We start from the raw sequence: 18,689 nt of genomic DNA on the forward strand, positions 1-18,689 counted from the left end.
GTCGGGCGTCTTCGTCGGTACCGCTCGGCTTCTGCTTCAGATCATGCGGAGCGGGAGGTGACCGGGTGCGCGCTCGTGGCACGCACCCGGCACAGCTGGGCTCAACCGGCCGTGCAGGCCGTTCCGTTGAGCGTGAATCCGGACGGCGCCGCACTGTTTCCGGTGTGGCTCGCCTGATAGCCGAAGCCGACACTCGCGCCGGGCGCGATGGCCGCGTTGTAGGTGGCGTTGGTGGCCGTCACCGTGCCGGAGGCCGGGGCGAAGGTCGCGCTCCAGCCGGAGGTGATGGTCTGGCCGGAGGGCAGGGTGAAGCCCAGTTTCCAGCCGTTCACCGCTGTCGTGCTGTTGTTGGTGATGGTCACGGACGCGGTCAGCCCGGTGTTCCAGGCGTTGGTCGTGACCGCCACCTTGCAGGGGCCGGCCGGCGGTTGGGGCACTGGGCCGGCGCTGTCCAGGCCGAAGAAGGTGATCACACGGGCGGCCATGCCGGTGGTGATCAGGTTGTGGCCGACACCCTGGAGGCTGAGGGCCTCGACGGGCGCCTTGTCACCGGTGGCGCCGTAGCGGGTGCGGGTCCAGCCGGACTGGGGCGAGTCGGTCGCGGACGGTGTCTGGGTGAGTCCCTGCACATTGGTCCACTGCTTGATCTCCTCCCCGAAGTTGGGGTAGCGCAGGGTGTCGTCCTCGGTACCGTGCCAGAGCTGCATGCGCGGCCGGGGCCCGGTGTAGCCGGGGTAGGCGCCCCGCACCAGATTGCCCCACTCCTGCGGGGTGTGGATCACCGTGCCCTGGGCGCAGTCGCTGTTCCACTCCGAGCCGTTGGTGGTGGCGAAGCAGCCGAACGGCACGCCCGCGAAGGCGGAACCGCCCGCGAAGACGTCCGGGTAGTCGCCGAGCAGGACATTGGTCATCATCGCGCCGGAGGAGACCCCGGTGGCGAAGACCCTGCTGGTGTCCGCGTTGTAGGTACGGGTCACCCAGTCGACCATGGACTTGATGCCCACCGGGTCGCTGCCGCCGCCCCGGGTGAGCGCCTGCGGCGAGGAGACGTCGAAGCACTTGCTGCTGCGGGTGACGGAGGGGTAGATCACGATGAAGCCGTAGCGGTCGGCCAGCGAGGCGTACTCGGTGTTGGAGTAGAACACGGGGCCGGAGCCGGTGCACCAGTGCACGGCCACCAGAACGGCCGGGCGCGTGGTGACGCTGTCCGGTACGTACACGTACATCTGCAGGTTGCTGGGGTTGGTCCCGAAGTTCGTCACCTCGGTGAGCGCGGCGGCGGCCACGGCGGGGGCCGCCGCGGGCGGCTCCGTGCGGGCCGACGCCGACGGTGCCGCGAGAAATGTTGCCGCGAGTAGCGGCAGCAGACCTCCGAGAAGCGCGACGAGCACCGAACGCAGCGGTCTTTTCGCGATGTTGCCGACAGTGGTGGACACGTCCTTGTCCCTTCCTGATCACGGCTCGTGGGGTACGCGTGGCGGAAGTCGAAGTCCCGCTCTGCGGGGCTGCCCGCCCGCATCGTGGCATGAGCATGGCCGCCATGGAAGCGCTCCCACACGTCGAAAACATTCGCCGACCAGCGGTTGCACACCCGGTCGGCACACATTGCGCGCAAACCGTTGACCAGAAAGCGCTTACCCCCTACCTTCCGTTCAACGATGTGACCCATCGATGTCGATCCGCGTTCGACAACACGACCCCGAAGCATGCGCCCCGGGGGCAGCGAATCCCCTGGAGCGCCACTGTCCCCCCACTTCTGGCTCGTCGTCACCGCTCCACCGGCTCGCTCGCAGCACACAACATGGCGCACAACAGAGTGAATGACGTTCACATAGCTGATCGCCCTCTCGATCAGTCGGCCCTCCCGAAGGGACGCACCCGCATGCGCACACACCCCCCACGTACACAAACGCAAAGATCTGTGGCGGCAGCAGCCGTGGCCACGGCTCTCGCGGCCGTCGCCGTCCTGACCGTCCCCCAGTCGGCCGGTGCGGCCGAGAACGCACCCGTCGGATTCGGCGCCGGAACGACCGGCGGGGGCAGCGCCACCCCGGTCACCGTGACGACACTGGCCGCCTTCAGGACGGCCGTCACGGGCAACGCGGCCAAGGTCGTGCGGGTCAGCGGCCTGATCACGCTGAGCGGTCAGGTAGATCTCGGCTCCAACACCACGGTCCTGGGCGTCGGTTCGTCCTCCGGGTTCACCGGCGGCGGCCTGCGGATCAAGGAGGAGACGAACGTCGTCGTCCGCAACCTCAACATCAGCAAGCCGCTCGCGCCGTCCGACGGTGTGACCGTCCAGGAGTCCACGAAGGTGTGGATCGACCACAACTCCTTCTCCGCGGACCGCACCCACGACAAGGACTACTACGACGGTCTGCTGGACATCAACCACGGCTCCGACAACGTGACGGTGTCCTGGAACACCTTCAAGGACCACTTCAAGGGCTCGCTCGTCGGCCACAGCGACAACAACACGTCCGAGGACACCGGCCATCTGAAGGTGACGTACCACCACAACCACTTCAACAACGTCTACTCGCGCATCCCCAGCCTGCGGTTCGGCACCGGCCACTTCTACGACAACTACGTCCAGGGCGCCGAGACCGCAGTGCACTCCCGCATGGGCGCCCAGATGCTCGTCGAGAACAACGTCTTCCGTTCGACGCTCGTCGCGGTCACCACGAACCGCAGCAGCGACGTCGACGGATACGCCAACCTGCGCGGAAACGACCTCGGCGGAGCCGCCACGGAGGTCTCGCGGGTCGGCACTTTCACCACCGCTCCGTACAGCTACACCGCAGAGCCGGCCTCGACCGTCGTCGCCTCGGTGACGTCGGGCGCAGGCGCCGGAAAGATCTGAACAGTCCCCAACTCCCCACAGCAGGACCGACCGGAAGAAGGCATCGGGACATGACTTCCGCAGTACGTCCACGCGCGCGCGGGCGCGCACTGACCGGCACCCTGGCCACCCTCGGCCTCTCGCTTGGCATGATCATGACTAACGGGGCACTCACCCCGGCGAGCGCCGCGACCTGGCCGACCGCCAACGGCAGCCAGGGCGTCTCCGCGACCATCCCCGTCTCGGGCACCAAGGACTACGGGATGAAGCGTCTCTACGGCACCGGGGCCCTCGGCTCCGACAACCAGGACGAGGACCAGGGGCCGATCCTGGAGCTGGCGGCGGGCGCCGTCCTCAAGAACGTCATCATCGGCGCCCCGGCGGCCGACGGCATCCACTGCAAGGGCAGTTGCACCCTGCAGAACGTCTGGTGGGAGGACGTCGGTGAGGACGCCGCCACCTTCCGGGGCAGCTCCTCGTCGAACGTCTACACGATCTCCGGCGGCGGCGCCAAGGAAGCCAGCGACAAGGTGTTCCAGTTCAACGGCGCCGGGACGCTCAACATCTCCAACTTCGCGGCGAAGAACTTCGGCACCTTCGTCCGGTCCTGCGGCAACTGCTCCACGCAGTACAAGCGGACCATCAACCTCACCAACATCGAGGCGACCTGGAAGGGCGGCAAACTCGCCGGCATCAACACCAACTACGGCGACAGCGCGACCCTGAGGGGCATCACGATCGTCGGGGACTCCAGCAAGAAGATCGTCCCCTGCCAGAAGTACATCGGCAACAACACCGGCAAGGAGCCGACCACGAACGGCTCCAACGCCGACGGCACGTACTGCAAGTTCGCGACGAGCGACATCACGTACCGCTGATCCATCCCCCTTCCGGCGGCTGTACGAGGCGGCCTGCACCCGCCTCGTACAGCCGCCGTCCTCTTGGCCCGTGGCCCGCGGACCGGGGACCGGGGACCGGGGTGCAGACCCCCGATCGGTGATGGTTCACGGACGGCTTCCTGGAGTTGCCGCTGAGCATCGTCGCGGCGGCCGACGCGCTGTCGTCGGTGGAGGGGGACGTGTGGACGTGTCCGCCGTACCGCCCGTGCTGTCGGGGGAGTCGACAGGCCGAGCAGCGGCCTCGGCGCAGTGCCGCAGCCGGGCGCCGGCGTGGCCAGGAGGGCGGCGGGCACGCCCATGCCGCAGCCGACCGGCCCGCCGAGCACGACGTCACGGGGTCGGCGCCCCCACCGCCGGTTCGACGCCGCCGGACACGACACCGCTCACGCGCCCGGCGGCTGACGGGGCCCGGTGGAGCCGGTGCGGGGCCGGAGGTCCCGTACTCCCGCTCCCCCGCCTGCCTCGACACGCGTCAGCGCGTGTTGCGCCCCCACATGGGGTCGAACCGCTCCCATGCCTCGTCCCACTCCTCCATCCGCCGTCGCTCCAGACGGCCGCGGAGGAGACGCCAGCCGACGTAGGGCACGGTCGCCCCGCTCGCGCCCGCCAGAGCGCCTACCAGGGCGGCTCTGAGGCGGGCCTCGGACTCGGTGGCGGGCTTTGTCACCAGGCGGCCCTGCGGGTCCGTCCAGACCGTCGCCGGACTGCCCGCGGTACTGCCCGAGTCGACCCGGGCCTGACCCGTGTGCCGGGTGCCGTCCGCGGCGCTCCAGCGGACCTTCGCCCACACCTTCTCGCTGCCGACGGTGCCGGGCGCGTCCTCCACGACCAACGCCGTCACGGGGCGCCACTCGGCGCGCTCTCTCGCCAGCCCCTGTTCGACGGAGTGGGTCGACGCCAGGCCGACGAGGACTCCGGTGAGCACGATGAGTGCCCAGGTGGCCAGTACGGCCCAGCCCTCCACGGCATCCACACGGCGCCTCAGCGGATTCCGCCGCCAACGCCACAGCCACACCCTGGGACCACGGAATGCCGCCATCGAAGGCATCCTCCTCACGCGCACACGGACATGCCCTGCCGTCCTCCCATACGCGCGATGTCCCGCCGCTGCTCACGGCCGACCCGAGGTCTCCGTCACATCCCGCCGACAAACCGCTCCGACCTGCGACGACGGCGTCTCCAGAGGTGACTGTCAGTGGTGGGGTGCAGACTGGCCGATGACTGGACAAAGACGTCCCGGAGGTGATCGGCATGACCGAGGTACTGCTCACGGTCGGCACGCGCAAAGGCCTGTTCATCGGGCACCGGCGCGGCGACACGTGGGAGTTCGACGACAGCCCTTCTTTCAACGCGCAGGCCGTGTACTCGGTCGCGATCGACACCCGGCGCGAGATCCCCAGGCTGCTGGTAGGCGGTGACAGCGCACACTGGGGGCCGTCGGTCTTCCACTCCGACGACCTGGGCCGGACCTGGACCGAACCGGCGCAGCCCGCGGTCAAGTTCCCGAAGGACACGGGCGCTTCACTGGAGCGCGTCTGGCAGCTCCACCCGTCGACGGCGGAAGCGGACGTGGTGTTCGCGGGCACGGAACCGGCTGCGTTGTACCGCTCCGAGGACCGCGGCGAGTCCTTCGAGCTGGTCCGCCCGCTGTGGGAGCACCCCACCCGCTCACGCTGGGTGCCGGGCGGCGGCGGTGAGGGTCTGCACACGATCGTCACCGACCAGCGCGACCCGCGCGCGGTGACCGTCGCCGTCTCGACGGCCGGTGTGTTCCGTACGTCCGACGGCGGCGAGAGCTGGACCCCGTCCAACTCCGGTGTCTCCGCGGTGTTCCTGCCTGATCCGAACCCGGAGTTCGGCCAGTGCGTGCACAAGGTCGCGAAGGACTCGGCCAACCCCGACCGGCTGTATCTGCAGAACCACTGGGGTGTGTACCGGAGCGACGACGCGGGCGGGCACTGGACGGACATCGGGGCCGGCCTCCCCTCGACGTTCGGTTTCGCGGTGGCGGCCCATCCGCACCGCGGGGACACCGCGTACGTCTTCCCGATCAACGCCGACGCCGACCGCGTCCCCGCCGACCACCGCTGCCGTGTCTTCCGTACTGCGGACGCGGGCAAGAGCTGGGAACCACTGTCGGCGGGCCTGCCCCAGGGGGACCACTACGGCACGGTGCTGCGCGACGCGTTGTGCACGGACAACGCGGACCCGGCGGGCGTTTACTTCGGCAACCGCAATGGCGAGGTGTACGCGTCGGCTGACGACGGCGACACCTGGCAGCAGTTGGCCTCCCATCTGCCGGACGTGCTGTGCGTGCGGGCCGCGGTGATCGGCTGAGGACCGTTCGAGGGAGGAGGCCCGGGCCCAACCGGCAGAACCGCAGGGGGCGGTATGCGCGGACGGAGTCACAACGGTCAATGGTTCGGTCATCCATGGTCGGCCTCGGACCACCGGTTGATCTCTGTCGCTTGTACGGCAGTAGGGTGACGCCGTGGCACCACGACCGTTGCACGAGATTGTCGAAGCGGGCTGGGCGAAGGCCCTCGAACCCGTCGCCGAACGGATCGCCGGGATGGGCGACTTCCTGCGCGCGGAGATCGCCGCGGGACGCACCTACCTCCCGGCCGGACCGAACGTCCTACGAGCCTTCCAGCAGCCCTTCGACGACGTACGGGTCCTGATCGTCGGACAGGACCCGTATCCGACCCCGGGGCACGCGGTGGGACTGTCGTTCTCGGTCGCGCCCGAGGTGCGTCCGCTGCCCGGCAGTCTCATCAACATCTTCCGGGAACTCAACAGCGACCTGGGGGTGTCACCGCCGTCCAACGGCGATCTGACGCCGTGGACGCGGCAGGGGGTGCTGCTTCTCAACAGAGCGCTCACCACGGCTCCGCGCAGCCCCGGCAAGCACCGCGGAAAGGGCTGGGAGGAGGTCACCGAACAGGCGATCCGAGCCCTGGCCGGCCGGGGCAAGCCCCTGGTGTCGATCCTGTGGGGCAGCGACGCCCGCAAGCTCCGCCCCCTCCTGGGCAGTCTGCCGTCGATCGAGTCGGCCCACCCGTCCCCCATGTCGGCCGACCGCGGCTTCTTCGGCTCACGCCCGTTCAGCCGTGCCAACGACCTGCTCACCCAACAGGGCGTCGCTCCGGTGGACTGGCGCCTGCCCTGACCGGCCGGGCCGGGCCGAGGGACGCTGCCGATCGAACACCACGTGTACTGACCGATATGCGAGCCCGAATGACCGGCATATGAGTTTGATGCCCTATTGCCGGACAGAAGGCAACTCGTCCCCTTGGTGAGCAAGTCCGCTCATCGCACCGGGACATGCCGACCGCACACGGTTGACCAGCAACGGAACACCGGGACGACCGAATCCGACCCTCCGACCCCGCGTGAAGATGTCACGTACTGATCGCTTCTGATCCGTACGTAACTCATCAGACAAAAGCGGACGGATACCGCTCACCTGCCCCCTCCCCGAACAGGGGAGCCCAATAAGCCAGTAACATGCGGCGCCATGAGCTCCCCCACTGGGCCCGCCGGCCTGCCAGTACGAATGCCGCGCCCCCGCCAGCCGGGCCGGCACCGCCGCCCCGAACCGCTGGCGGCTCCCGAGGGTGCGCCCGCGCTCGTCCTCGCGGTGCCGGGCGCGCCCAGCGCCGCCACTCGGAGCCTCGCCGAGGAGGTCGTGAGCATCGCCCGCTCCGAACTCCCCGGCCTCGACGCCCGCATCGCGTACCTCGACGGTGACGACGCGGAGTTCCCCACGCTCCAGTTCGTGCTCACGCACACCGCGCAGGAGCGCACCGCCCGCTACGAGCAGGCCCGCGCCGCCGGTGTGGACGCCAAGGAGCCCGAAGGGCCCGTGGCGGTGGTCGTGCCGCTGCTCGCCGGTCCGGACAACGCGCTGCTGCGCCAGATCCGCCAGGCCGTCATGGAGAGCCGTATCGCGGCCGACCTGACCGACGTCCTCGGCCCGCATCCGCTGCTCGCCGAGGGACTGCACGTACGGCTGTCCGAGGCGGGCCTCGCGCGCGCCGACCGGGCCCGCCTGTTCACCGTGGCGACCGCCGCGGACGGCATCATCCTGGCCTCCGTGGGTGGCGAGGAGTCCGTGCAGGCGGCCGGGATCACGGGCATGCTGCTCGCCGCGCGCCTCGCCGTGCCGGTGATGGCGGCAGCCCTCGACCAGGACGGTTCGATCGCCGCCATCGCCGAACAGCTGCGCGCCTCGGGCTCGCAGAACCTCGCGCTGGCGCCGTATCTGATCGGTCCGGAGATCGAGGCCGGTCTGCTGGAGGCAGCGGCCCAGGAGGCGGGCTGTGCCTCCTCCGACGCGCTCGGCCCGTACCCGGCGATCGGCAAGCTGGCGCTGGCCAAGTACACGACGGCACTGGGCATCGCCCCGCAGCAGCAACAGGGCGCCCCGGTCCGCTGACCAGGACCGCACCCCGTACGAAGCGGTCCGACGACCGGAACACCTGGTACGCCGAAGGGCCCGCTCCTCTCAGGGAGCGGGCCCTCGGCGTGTCCGGCCCAGGGGCGTGCGCTCAGCCGAAGATCACACAGGACACCGCCGGGACCGCGATCGATCCGGCGCGACGGGGGATGCCGGTGTCAGGGTCGAGGGCGAACCAGGTCACGTCGCCGGAGCGCTCGTTCGCGACGTACAGGTATCCGCCCGAGGCGGCCAGCGCGCGGGGCCAGTGGCCGCCGCACGGCACCGTGTCCACCAGCCGCAGGGACGCTCCGGCAGCGCCGACGGCGAGCAAGGAGACGACGTCCCGGCCGCGCGTCGCCGTCCACACGAAGCGGCCGTCGGGCGAGGCGACGATGCCGGAGGGGTAGGCGTCGCCGTCCGGGGCGCCTGCCAGCACCGGTGTCTCACTCAGGGGTGCCAGGAGGCCTTCGGCGGCGTCCCAGCTGCAGACGGTGACGGTGGGGGCCAGTTCGTTGAGCACGTACGCGTACGAGCCGTCCGGGTGGAAGGCCAGGTGGCGCGGTCCGGAACCGGGACGCAGGGCGGTCTCGCGATGCGGTACGAGGCGGCCGTCGCGCAGTCCGCACACATGGACGGAGTCCGTGCCGAGGTCGACCGTGACGACCCATCGGCCGCTGGGGTCGGGCTGCACCTGGTGGGCGTGCGGCCCCCGCTGACGTACCGGATGCGGACCCGAGCCGGTGTGCCGGCGCACGTCGGACACGATGCCGGTGAGGGCGCCGTCGACGCCGACGGGCACCGCGGAGACGCTGCCGGAGCCGTAGTTGGCGGTCAGCACGTGTCCGGCGAAGAGGCCGAGGTTCGTGGGCCCGCTGCCGCCGACCGACACGGGCGGCCCGGCCGGTACGGGCGTGTCACCGCTCACCCGGTAGGCGGCCACGGCGCCCTCGGCCATCTCACTGACGGCGTAGAGCGTGTGCCCGTCGGCGGAGAGGGCGAGGTACGACGGGTCGGGTACGTCGTCCGCCGCGCCGAGCACGGTCAGGATGCCGGTGCCGTCGTCCACGGCTGCGACCAGCACACCCGGGCCTCCCGCCGCCGTGAACGAGCCGATGAACGCTCGCCGTTGCCGCACTGCCGTCCCCTCTCGGTCTCCTCTGCCGGACGGGGCGACCGTACCCCATCGGTCTAGACCAAAGGGCCGGGTATGGACGAGAAGACTCAGGCCTCGGCCAGCGGCGAACCGGCTGGGCCGCGCAACGGAGTGGCCAACTCGGCGAGGGCCCGCTCCAGTCCGTGCAGGTGGGCGAGTGCGGGCTCGGTGACGTGGGACCGGTCCGCCGGGGCTGTGACGGTGTCCGCGCGGCCCTCCGTGAGCGCCTCCACCGCCCTCTCCACGCGCCGGCAGGCGGCGGCGAACCGGACGTCGTGGGAGGCCTCCGGGTCGGCGGCAACGGCGGCCAGGCCGCGGATCTCGCGGGCGCAGTCGTCGAGGAGCGCCAGTACCCGGCGGGCGCGGCGCTTACGGGCGCGTACGGGGTTGAGCGGATGCACGAGCGGCGCGACCGAGAGCCGGACACGCCCCAGCAGCAGTTCCAGTTCGGCCACGCGCGATGCCGGGTCGGCGCCCGGCGCACCGGCGAGCCGGGCGGTGGCCTCGGCCGTGCAGGCGTGGACACAGCGCAGGGCGCGCTGGATCCAGGCGTCGGTGGTGGCGTGCGTGGTGATCGGCAGTACGAGGAGCACCGCCAGCAGGGCACCCAGGGCGCCGACACCGGTCTCCGCGAGCCGTACGCCGAGCAGTGCCGGGTCGAGGACGCCCAGAAGCCCGTACAGGAGCTCGGCGAGCAGGGTGACCGAGAGCATCATCCAGGTGTACGACACGGCGGCCGAGTAGAAGATGCCGAACACGCATACGGCGACGAGCACGGCGGTGGGAACGACCGCGCCCGCCGCCGGGACCGCGACGGCGAGGCCGAGCGCGATGCCTAGCACCGTGCCGAGGATGCGGCGGAAGCCGCGGACCAGGGTCTCGCCGCGCGAGGTGGTGTTCACGAAGATCCACCAGGTGGCGCCGACGGCCCAGTACCAGCGGTCCCCCGACACCAGTTGACCCACGACCAGTGCGAAGCCGGCGGCGGCCGTCGCCTGGACGGACTGACGTGTGGTGGCGCGGGCCAGGCCGCGTTCGCCGACCGGGGCGACGGGGGCCGGCGGCGGGGGCGTACGGCGCTCGTAACACCACAGCCCGAAGCGCACCGCCGAGGCCGTCAGCAGGGACAGGAGGACGGCGGCGTACAACTCGGGCAGTTGCTCCGGTCCCGTGTGCAGGAACTGGGCGACGAAGAAGGTCATGAACGCGAAGACGCCCAGGCTGTGGCCGCGCGGGCCCCAGCGGCGCGCGTACACGCCCGCGCCGACGACGGCGAGGAGGGCGAGCCCGCGGGCGACCGGCCGGTCGTGCAGCTCGGCCGCGGCGGCGAGGACCGGGAGCCCGACGGCGGGCAGCAGCGCGGTGGTGACCGCCTGTCCGCGCACCGTGGCGTCGGTGACCGTGAACAGGGCGAGCAGCGCGGCGAGTCCACCGGTCACGGCCCCGGTCAGCGAGTGCCCGGCGAGGCCGCAGACGGTGACGGCCAGACCGATGCCGAGCACGCCCCGCGCGGCGAACCGCAGCCGGGCACGGCCCGGGTCCGGCGCCATGAACACCCTCTTCAGCACTGCTGTCCCGCCCCACTGGAATCGGCATGGAAAAGGCGCCGCGGAGTCCGCAGCGCCATCGACGCGATCATTGGAGCATTGCCGCCACTACTGGCTCAAGTCGGGTCGCATATGCTGAGCCATTGGCACAGACATATCGGTCCGAGAGCGGCCACCGCCGAGCCAACGGATCAACGAACCAACGGATCAACGAACCAACGGACCGACCATGAGGGAGGCCGACGCCATGGCCGTGGACGAGCTGGACACCCGCATCCTGCGGCTGCTGCTGGAGCAGCCCCGCACCAGCGTCCGCGAGTACGCCCGTGTCCTCGGCGTCGCGCGCGGCACGCTCCAGGCCCGGCTCGACCGTCTCGAACGGGACGGCGTGATCACCGGCACCGGTCCGTCCCTGTCCCCCGCCGCGCTCGGCCACCCCGTGCTCGCGTTCGTGCACATCGAGGTCACCCAGGGCCACCTCGACGAGGTCGGGGACGCGCTGGCGGCCGTGCCGGAGATCGTCGAGGCGTTTTCGATCGCCGGCGGCGGTGATCTCCTCGCGCGGGTCGTGGCCCGCGACAACGCACACCTGGAGGACGTGATCCAGGCACTGATCAGCGTGCCGGGTGTGGTCCGCACCCGCACGGAAGTGGCCCTGCGCGAGCGGGTCCCGCACCGGCTGCTGCCCCTGGTGGAGTCGATCGGCCGCACGCCCACCGGCTGATCCCGCACGCCGCCTCGGCGCGGCTCCCGCGGCCTGCGTGGTCCTGGAGGACGTGGAGGACGCGGCTCCGACCCCGGGTTCGCGGCGCCGGGGCTGCTTCTGCGGGGCGGCCGACGGGAGTTCACGGCCAGGGCGGCGGACGACGGCTCGTCGGGACGGCGAAGCCGAGCGGGCGGCAGGGTGCGCCCGAGGGAGTCACCCGTGCGGCTGCCGGGAGTCGCTCGGTCCCGCCCCGGCCATCAACTCCCGGCATTCCGCGGCCAGTAGCCGCATTCCGTTCGCTTCGGCCCCCGCCAGCGCCGACCGGAGCAGGGCCACGCCCTCGGTCCGCTGTGCGCCGCCCTTCCCGCGCAGCAGAGCGCGGGCCTCGTTCACCCGGAGGCGGGCCGTCTGGGGTGGCGAGCTGCCGACGACCAGGCGCTCGGCCCGGCGGAAGTGGCCGAGGGCCGTCGCACTGTCGCCTCCGGCCAGGGCAAGCAGACCCATGGCCCGTTCGGTCGGCCCGACCAGCACCACCGGCCAGCCCGCCAGTGCTATCCCCGCCGGTCTGCGGGCGAGCGCCTCGCGCAACACCGGTACGGCATGGGCGAGTTCGGACTCGTAGCCGCCGCGCGCGTCGAGTCCGGCACAGACCTCCGCGAGCAGGACCAGCGCCGGTACGGACCAGCCGTGCGGCGGCAGCGAGGCGCAGTCGCCGGTCTCCCGGAGAAACGCCAGCAGTCGGTCGGCGGCTTCGTCGTGGTCGCCCACCTCGCAGCGGGCCAGCGCGAACCCCGCCCGCCAGACCGGGAAGTACCCGTGCCGTTCGACGCCGTCGGCGAGCCCGGAGCTGAAGAGTTCGGCCATTCTGCCCTGCTCTCTGAGCAGCCAGTACACCTGGCCCAGCCGGGTCTGCAGCAAGGTGTCGGCGGGTACGGCGAAGTCCGCCTCCAGGCCGTCGACGATCTCCCGCGACTCGCCGAAGATCCAGTCGGTCGCGGAGTCGAACCGTCCGCACCACAGGTCGAGGAGGGTGTCCAGGGTGCACTGCTGCCAGCGCGCCAGGGTGCTGCGTGTGCGGGCGGCGTGCCTGCGGTGCTCGGCCACCGTCCCCGAGGCACCGTGCACACGGCCGACCCGGAACTGGTCGATGGCGAGCGCGACGAGGGACTCGCCCAGGAAGTACGGGGAGCGGGCGCGCAGGGCGCAGTCCCGCAGCCGGAGGGAGATGGTCAGCGATTCGATGGCCGGGACGAAGTCGTAGAGGCCCCAGCGGCACTCGGTGAGCACTTCGCAGCGCGTCTCGTCGTCCTGGTTCCCGGTGGCGAGCCCCTCCAGGGTCCGCCGGGCCAGGTCGGCGCCGCGTTCGGGTCCGGCGCCCGGCCAGGCGGTGTCCTCGCTCACGGACATGGTGAGCTTCTTCGCAAGATGCGCGCCGAGCCGCAGACGCAGCCCGGCCGCCTCGGCGCCGTCGTGGGTCCTGAGCGCGGCGAGGGTCTCCCGGACGAGATGCAGGAGTTCATGGTCCACGCGCCCCGGATCGGACCAGCGCCGCGCCCGCCGCACGACGGCCACGGCCTGCGCCTGAGGATCGCCCGTGCCCCGCTGGTACGCCCGGCGGTAATAGGCGTCCGCCTCCTCCATGCGTCCGGCCAGGTAGCTGGTGTCGCCGCGGTGCAGCAGCCGGTCGAACTCCGCGCCGTACCTGGAGGGTCGGGCCGGGACCGCACCGCCGGTGGGCGTCGGTGCCGCGCGCCGGACGCCGGACGCCCGCGCGTGCGGTACGTCGTGGGTGTCGCCGCGTGTCTCGGGGGCCAGGCCGAGCAGTTGGCCCTTGGCGTCGAGTGCGTCGTCGCAGCCGTCAGCCAGTTCACGGGTGACCCGGCGGTGGCCGTTCTCGATGCGGCTGAGGTAGCCCCGGCTGCAGTGCACGAGCCCCGCCAGGTCGGCGAGGGAGAGTCCGGCGGCGAGCCGCCGGCGCCGTAACTCCCGGCCGAACCGGCCCGACTCCTCCGTCACGCCGTTCGCCACGTCGCCCATGCGGTCCCCAACTGCACGCCATCGCCTGTCTGTTGCCCGGTGTTGCCAAATATGCCCTGGCAACACCGGATCTCTCCCACTGTCGGTGAGATCGGACAAAGCTGACCCAAAAGGCGTACGGAGCGCCCCATCGAATGTATGGAGAAAGCATTGAGGATCAGGATCGGGCGAAGGGAGTCGCCGGGCCGGGCCCGTGGGGGCCCTCCCGTTCCTGTCCCCTGTCTCCTCGGTACTGGTCCGAGGTGTCGAGGGGGAGGTCCCGGGTGCTCCACGGGGGTGGGCACCTGGGACTTCCACAACCTCCACAGCCGGTCACCGGGGGCAGAGCCGTGCGCTGTCCGGTGAGGCATCCGATCGTCCTGGTCCCGGGAATCCTGGGCAGTGTCCTGGAAGGCCCGACAGGTCCGCTGTGGGCGCCCGGCAAGCCGTTGCTCCAGTCCCTGGCGGAGCTGCGGGGCGCGGACACCTCCGGGCATCCGCTGACGCTGCGCTGCGACACGTCGTCGGTCAGGGCGTCCGGACTGTTTCCCGGTGTAGCCGTACTGCCCGGCCTGTCGCGGACCAAGGGCTACGCGCAGACCGTCGACTGGGTGCTCAGGCATTTCGCGGTCACGGACGGTCCGGGCGGCGGACTGCTGACGTTCCCGTACGACTGGCGGCTGGACAACCGGGTGCATGCCCGCAGGCTGGCCGAGGTGATCGACCTGCATGTCGCCGAGTTCCGGGAGCGGACCGGCGCCAGGGACGCCAAGGCCGTCGTCGTCGCCCATGGCATGGGTGGTCTCATCGCCCGCTACTACGTCGAGGTGCTGGGCGGCTGGCGCGACTGCCGGGCGCTGATCACCCTGGGCACCCCGCACCGCGGCTCGGTGCGCGCACTCGACACTCTCTCGGGAGGCTTCCGGCACCTGCCCGGCGTACGGACCCTGACCCGCGGTTTTCCCTCCGTGCACCAACTGCTGCCGGTGTACTCGGTCATCGACACCGGGGCGGGGCACATCCGGATCGAGGACGCGGCGCCGCTGCCCGGGGTGCGCCAGGATCTCGTGGGCGACGGCCTGGGCTTCCACCGGGAGATCGCGGCGGCGGCCGCGTACAACGCCGAGAGCTTTCCCGCGTACGCGCACCAGCATGTGACGCTCCCTCTCGTGGGCACACGGCAGAGCGGCACCCTCCAGTCGGCCCGCTGGAACGGCCACGGGGTGGTGTGCTCGGCCGAGCCGCCGGGAGCGCTGGTGCCGCCGGTCCTGGCGGACGGGGACGGTGTGGTCCCCCGGGTCTCCGCGATGCCGTCCGCGCTTCCGGCGGACCGTTGCCGGTTCGTTGCGGCCGCGCACAGCGCCCTCCAGTCGCCGCGTGTGCTGACCGGCCGGCTCCTCCCCCTTCTGCTGCGTCTCCAGTCGCCCGGCCCGATGGACGTGCACGACCCGTCGGATCCGGTCGCGCGGGTGGCCCCGGCCATCAGCAGCGAGGTCGACGACGCGTACCCGGGCTCGGCGCCGGCGACCCTGCGCGCACAGGTCGTGGGAGCCGCCCGGCCACCGGAGCGGCTGTTCGCGCGGGTGACGGGGGAGGACGGCGAGACGCTCTGCCTGGTCCTGCCGCAGGTCGCACCCGCGCGGTACGAGATACGGCGGGTGCTGTCGCCCGGGCTGTACGAGATCGAGATCGCCGCGCACTCGGGTTCACCGGTCCCGGATCGCGTGCAGGACTGTTTCGCGGTGCTGCCGGTCGCCGCCACGCGCTGAGGGCTCCGCCGGACGGGCGTTTCTCTCGCCGCGGAGCCACGGAGCGATACAGCCCCGCGCGCCTTCCGGACACGGGCGCGTGCTGGTCCTGTTGTGCGTGCTACGGCTTGCGGCGGGGCTTGCCCTGACGGGTGCCGCCGGCCTTGCCGGAACCGCCGCTGCGGGTACCCCGGCCCGCCGCTCCGCCCTTCCCGGCGCCCGCGCCCCGGCCCGCGGACCGTCCTGCGGCGGGCTTGCGGGCCGTGCCCTCCGTGCCGGAGCGCTTCTTGGGCTTCGGCTGCTCCGCCTTCGGCTCCTCACGGCGGCCGCGTGAACTGTTGACCGTGCGGCCCCGCACGATGCCGATGAAGTCCTCGACCAGATCGGTCGTGCGGTCCTCCGGCCAGGACAGCGCGACCTGGGACTCGGGCGCGTCCGTGACCGGGCGGTAGGTGAGGTCCTTGCGGTGGTGGAGGCGGGCCAGTGACTGGGGGACGACGAGGACACCGATCCCGGCCGCGACCAGCTCGACGGCGTCCTCGGTGGTCGCGGGGCGCTCCAGCGCGGGGCGGCCGGGGAGGGTCTCCCAGGCGAGGGTGTCGTCCAGGGGGTGCAGCACGATGTCGTCGGCGAGATCCTCGACGCCCACCTCGTCGACCGCGGACACGACATGGTCCTTGGGGACCACGACCACCGAGGTCTCGGTGTAGAGGGGGATCGCGCTGAGCACCGTACGGTCGACCGGCAGGCGTACGAGGCCCGCGTCGGCGTCACCGGCCAGCATCAGGGCGTGCGCCTCGGCGGCGGACACCTGGAGCAGGGTCAGGGGGACGTCGGTTCGCCGCTCGTTCCAGATCCGCACCCACTTGGCGGGGATCACTCCCGGGACGTACGCGAGCCGGAACGCGGGGGAATCTTCCGAGCCAGTCACCGCGCCAGGCTACCTTCCGTACTCCTCCGGTCGCGCTCCCGCCCTGCTCACCGCCGCCCGCCCGTCCGCCGTGGTCGGCGCTGGTTCATACGCTCGATACCCTTGAACCATGACGACGCAGCAGACCTCCCAGACCATGAAGCCCGCGACCGCGGCGAAGAAGCTGGGTGTGTACCTCCAGGCCACCCCCGCAGAGTTCCAGGAGGGTGTCGTCACGCGCGCCGAGCTGACCGCGTTGCAGGCCGACCCGCCGGCCTGGCTGCGCGACCTGCGCCGCGACGGCCCGCACCCCCGTCCGGTGGTCGCGTCGAAGCTGGGCGTCTCCATCGCCGGGCTCGCCCGCGGCGGGGTCACCGAGGCTCTCACCACCGAGCAGATCGACGCCCTGAAGCAGGACGACCCCGAGTGGCTCCGGCACGAGCGCGCCGTGCAGGTCGATGTCCGCAAGGAAGCGGCGCGCATCAAGGAACTGCACCAGGAACAGCAGGAGAAGCGGGAGAACCAGGGCAGGTAGGCGGCGCGGGCCGGGGCCTTCGGGGCACCCGGTACCGGCCTCCGCCGAGGCGCCCTCTCCCGACATGCGCGTGACCCCCGGGTCGCCGATCATTGTCTCTGCCGTACGGCAGCGTTACGACGACGAGAGGTGCGGTGGCCATGGACGCCTTCCGGCCGCTGCTCTTCGAGGACGTCGAGGCGCTGCTCGCCGGGCCGACCGCCGGGGACCTGCCCCGGCTGGTCCAGGAGTACGGGTTGCTGCGTCAGCTCGTCGAGGGCACGGCCGCCGGGGTGGTCGTCCTCGACACGGAACTGCGCTTCGTGTACGTCAACCCGCACATGGTCCGGATCAGTGGCCTGTCGGCGGCGGAGCTCCTGGGTCGGACCCTGGCCGAGGCTTCGCCGGAGGTCGACCGGCCCGAGAGCGTGCTGCGCCAGGTCCTGCACGACGGGCAGCCCCGTGAGCTCGTGGGAACAGGGCACACGCGCGCGGACACACCCTTCACCCGCCGCGCCTGGCACGCCACCTACCACCGACTCCAGGACGAGCGGGGCCGGGTGCTCGGGCTCGCCGGGATCTTCCTGGAGATCAGCGCCCCGCAGCAGCACGTCGACGAGCTGGAGCGCGCGCACCGCCGGATGACGCTGCTGGACACCGCCACCGCGCGCATCGGCACCACCTCGGACGTGCAGGCGACCTGCGTCGAACTCGCCCAGTTCATGGTGCCGGACCTGGCCGACGCGGCCGGTGTCGAGCTGAACCTCGATGTGAAGGCAGGTCCGCACCGACCTCCTCCGGGAGTGCTGCGACTGCGCCGGGCGGCCCTCGCGGCGGTGCCCGGCATCAAGGACGCGGTGCTCGCCCTGGCCGGTCTCGGCGACACCCTGGACTATCCGCCGGGCACGGAGATCCGCGCGTGCCTGGATGCCGGTCTCCCCTGGCTGAGCAACGGCATGGCCGAGCAGGAGTGGCCGTCGGGGGCGGTGCACGCGGACCGGTCCACCTCGTACCGGAACATCGGCGTCCACTCGGTCCTCGTCCTGCCCCTGATCGCGGGCAGACGTCCCCTGGGCACCCTGTCGCTCGTACGCGCGTTCAACTCCCAGGGCTTCACCGTGGACGACGTTTCGGTGGCCCTGGAACTGGCGCACCGGGCCGCCCGCGCCCTGGAGCGCGCCGCCCTGCACACCCGTGAGCACAGCATGGCCCTGGAGCTCCAGCACGCGCTGCTCAACGACACCGGCGCGCCGCCCGACCCGCGCGCACCGACCGCGTTCCGCTATCTGCCCGCCGACGACGTGGCCCTCATCGGAGGCGACTGGTTCGACTCCCTGCCCCTGCCCGACGGCCGGAATCTGCTGGTCATCGGGGACGTCATGGGGCACGGGGTCGAGGCCGCCGTGGCGATGAGCCACTACCGCTCCGCGCTGCGCGCCCTGGCCATGGCGGGCCTCCCCCCGCACCTGCTGCTCACGCACGCCGACCGCACGGTCGCCGAATCCGGGTTCGACCGGGTAGCCACCTGTCTGCTGGCCCTGGAGGATCCCGTCCGGCAGACGGTGTCCTACGCGAACGCCGGCCATCTCCCGCCCGCCTTCCTCTCCCCGGACGGCACGGTCGGCCTCGTGGAGATCCCGGTCGGCCCGCCCCTGGGCACCGGATTCGGCAGCTATACGACGCTCACCCGCCCGACGGTCCCGGACGGCGTGCTCCTGCTCTACACGGACGGGCTGGTGGAGCGGCGCGGCGAGGACATCGATGTGTCGCTGCGCCGCCTCACCCGGCTCCGGCTGTCGCCGCGAGCCTCCCTGGACGTCATCCTCGACGAGGTCCTGGCCCAGCTCGCGGACGCTCCCGCCGAGGACGACATCGCCGTGCTGGCGGCCCGTTCCCGGTCGGCCTGACCGGCC

General features: G+C 71.7%; 15 protein-coding genes. 9 read left to right on the forward strand and 6 right to left on the reverse strand.

All coding sequences use genetic code 11. The features are described from left to right. Positions 1 to 101: 101 nt before the first annotated feature. Positions 102 to 1,436 (reverse strand): extracellular catalytic domain type 1 short-chain-length polyhydroxyalkanoate depolymerase, encoded by a 1,335-nt coding sequence (locus OHN74_RS03785; RefSeq protein WP_327693079.1) that lies wholly within the window; start codon positions 1,434 to 1,436, stop codon positions 102 to 104. A 446-nt stretch (positions 1,437 to 1,882) separates the two neighbouring features. Here OHN74_RS03785 and OHN74_RS03790 point away from each other — a divergent pair, with 446 nt between their 5' ends. Continuing rightward, on the forward strand, positions 1,883 to 2,863 hold the full coding sequence (locus OHN74_RS03790) for a pectate lyase family protein (protein ID WP_327693080.1): 981 nt from the start codon (positions 1,883 to 1,885) through the stop codon (positions 2,861 to 2,863). A gap of 50 nt (positions 2,864 to 2,913) precedes the next feature. Next, the gene (locus tag OHN74_RS03795) at positions 2,914 to 3,720 is read left to right on the forward strand and encodes a pectate lyase (protein WP_327693081.1); all 807 of its coding nucleotides are present in this window, start codon (positions 2,914 to 2,916) and stop codon (positions 3,718 to 3,720) included. A 493-nt stretch (positions 3,721 to 4,213) separates the two neighbouring features. On the opposite strand, the gene OHN74_RS03800 is transcribed toward OHN74_RS03795, so the two are convergent. Beyond that, the gene (locus OHN74_RS03800; protein ID WP_327693082.1) at positions 4,214 to 4,780 is read right to left on the reverse strand and encodes an Rv1733c family protein; all 567 of its coding nucleotides are present in this window, start codon (positions 4,778 to 4,780) and stop codon (positions 4,214 to 4,216) included. A gap of 212 nt (positions 4,781 to 4,992) precedes the next feature. Between OHN74_RS03800 and OHN74_RS03805 the strand changes: the two genes are divergently transcribed. The 3 genes from OHN74_RS03805 to OHN74_RS03815 all read left to right on the forward strand — a co-directional run bounded on the left by OHN74_RS03805 (position 4,993) and on the right by OHN74_RS03815 (position 8,179). Beyond that, positions 4,993 to 6,078 (forward strand): WD40/YVTN/BNR-like repeat-containing protein, encoded by a 1,086-nt coding sequence (locus tag OHN74_RS03805; protein ID WP_327693084.1) that lies wholly within the window; start codon positions 4,993 to 4,995, stop codon positions 6,076 to 6,078. 154 nt (positions 6,079 to 6,232) lie between these two features. Next, on the forward strand, positions 6,233 to 6,910 hold the full coding sequence (locus OHN74_RS03810; RefSeq protein ID WP_327693085.1) for a uracil-DNA glycosylase: 678 nt from the start codon (positions 6,233 to 6,235) through the stop codon (positions 6,908 to 6,910). Between the two features lie 348 nt (positions 6,911 to 7,258). Then, a complete protein-coding gene (locus OHN74_RS03815) occupies positions 7,259 to 8,179 on the forward strand; it encodes a sirohydrochlorin chelatase (protein WP_327693086.1) in 921 nt (306 codons plus the stop codon). Between the two features lie 112 nt (positions 8,180 to 8,291). Here the strand turns inward: OHN74_RS03815 and OHN74_RS03820 are convergent, their stop codons facing one another. Both OHN74_RS03820 and OHN74_RS03825 read right to left on the reverse strand, forming a co-directional pair. Next, positions 8,292 to 9,317, reverse strand: coding sequence for a lactonase family protein (locus OHN74_RS03820; protein WP_327693087.1), 1,026 nt, complete (start codon positions 9,315 to 9,317; stop codon positions 8,292 to 8,294). An 86-nt stretch (positions 9,318 to 9,403) separates the two neighbouring features. Next, the gene (locus OHN74_RS03825; RefSeq protein WP_327693088.1) at positions 9,404 to 10,903 is read right to left on the reverse strand and encodes an FUSC family protein; all 1,500 of its coding nucleotides are present in this window, start codon (positions 10,901 to 10,903) and stop codon (positions 9,404 to 9,406) included. 226 nt (positions 10,904 to 11,129) lie between these two features. On the opposite strand from OHN74_RS03825, the gene OHN74_RS03830 reads away from it, so the two are divergent. Continuing rightward, positions 11,130 to 11,606, forward strand: a complete 477-nt coding sequence (locus tag OHN74_RS03830; RefSeq protein WP_327699977.1) for an Lrp/AsnC family transcriptional regulator — start codon at positions 11,130 to 11,132, stop codon at positions 11,604 to 11,606. Positions 11,607 to 11,801: 195 nt separating this feature from the next. On the opposite strand, the gene OHN74_RS03835 is transcribed toward OHN74_RS03830, so the two are convergent. After that, a complete protein-coding gene (locus OHN74_RS03835) occupies positions 11,802 to 13,625 on the reverse strand; it encodes a helix-turn-helix domain-containing protein (protein ID WP_327693089.1) in 1,824 nt (607 codons plus the stop codon). A gap of 341 nt (positions 13,626 to 13,966) precedes the next feature. Between OHN74_RS03835 and OHN74_RS03840 the strand changes: the two genes are divergently transcribed. Next, entirely contained in the window at positions 13,967 to 15,373 is a 1,407-nt protein-coding gene (locus tag OHN74_RS03840) for an esterase/lipase family protein (RefSeq protein ID WP_327693090.1), read from the forward strand. 100 nt (positions 15,374 to 15,473) lie between these two features. On the opposite strand, the gene OHN74_RS03845 is transcribed toward OHN74_RS03840, so the two are convergent. Then, on the reverse strand, positions 15,474 to 16,283 hold the full coding sequence (locus OHN74_RS03845) for a LysR substrate-binding domain-containing protein (protein ID WP_327693091.1): 810 nt from the start codon (positions 16,281 to 16,283) through the stop codon (positions 15,474 to 15,476). Positions 16,284 to 16,392: 109 nt separating this feature from the next. Between OHN74_RS03845 and OHN74_RS03850 the strand changes: the two genes are divergently transcribed. Both OHN74_RS03850 and OHN74_RS03855 read left to right on the forward strand, forming a co-directional pair. Next, positions 16,393 to 16,797 carry a DUF5997 family protein gene (locus tag OHN74_RS03850; protein ID WP_327693092.1) on the forward strand — a complete coding sequence of 135 codons (405 nt, stop codon included), beginning with the start codon at positions 16,393 to 16,395 and terminating at the stop codon, positions 16,795 to 16,797. Positions 16,798 to 16,937: 140 nt separating this feature from the next. Beyond that, positions 16,938 to 18,683 (forward strand): SpoIIE family protein phosphatase, encoded by a 1,746-nt coding sequence (locus OHN74_RS03855; protein ID WP_327693093.1) that lies wholly within the window; start codon positions 16,938 to 16,940, stop codon positions 18,681 to 18,683. Positions 18,684 to 18,689 lie beyond the last annotated feature (6 nt).

Source organism: Streptomyces sp. NBC_00459 (assembly GCF_036013955.1).
Taxonomy (GTDB): Bacteria; Actinomycetota; Actinomycetes; order Streptomycetales; family Streptomycetaceae; genus Streptomyces.

What these genes read in the sequence shown, in the direction of transcription:
- OHN74_RS03855 (WP_327693093.1), top strand. Translation starts at nt 16,938, where the DNA reads ATGGACGCCTTCCGGCCGCTGCTCTTCGAGGACGTCGAGGCGCTGCTC.
- OHN74_RS03795 (WP_327693081.1), top strand. Translation starts at nt 2,914, where the DNA reads ATGACTTCCGCAGTACGTCCACGCGCGCGCGGGCGCGCACTGACCGGC.
- OHN74_RS03815 (WP_327693086.1), top strand. Translation starts at nt 7,259, where the DNA reads ATGAGCTCCCCCACTGGGCCCGCCGGCCTGCCAGTACGAATGCCGCGC.
- OHN74_RS03800 (WP_327693082.1), bottom strand. Translation starts at nt 4,780, where the DNA reads ATGGCGGCATTCCGTGGTCCCAGGGTGTGGCTGTGGCGTTGGCGGCGG.
- OHN74_RS03835 (WP_327693089.1), bottom strand. Translation starts at nt 13,625, where the DNA reads ATGGGCGACGTGGCGAACGGCGTGACGGAGGAGTCGGGCCGGTTCGGC.
- OHN74_RS03850 (WP_327693092.1), top strand. Translation starts at nt 16,393, where the DNA reads ATGACGACGCAGCAGACCTCCCAGACCATGAAGCCCGCGACCGCGGCG.
- OHN74_RS03805 (WP_327693084.1), top strand. Translation starts at nt 4,993, where the DNA reads ATGACCGAGGTACTGCTCACGGTCGGCACGCGCAAAGGCCTGTTCATC.
- OHN74_RS03830 (WP_327699977.1), top strand. Translation starts at nt 11,130, where the DNA reads ATGGCCGTGGACGAGCTGGACACCCGCATCCTGCGGCTGCTGCTGGAG.
- OHN74_RS03790 (WP_327693080.1), top strand. Translation starts at nt 1,883, where the DNA reads ATGCGCACACACCCCCCACGTACACAAACGCAAAGATCTGTGGCGGCA.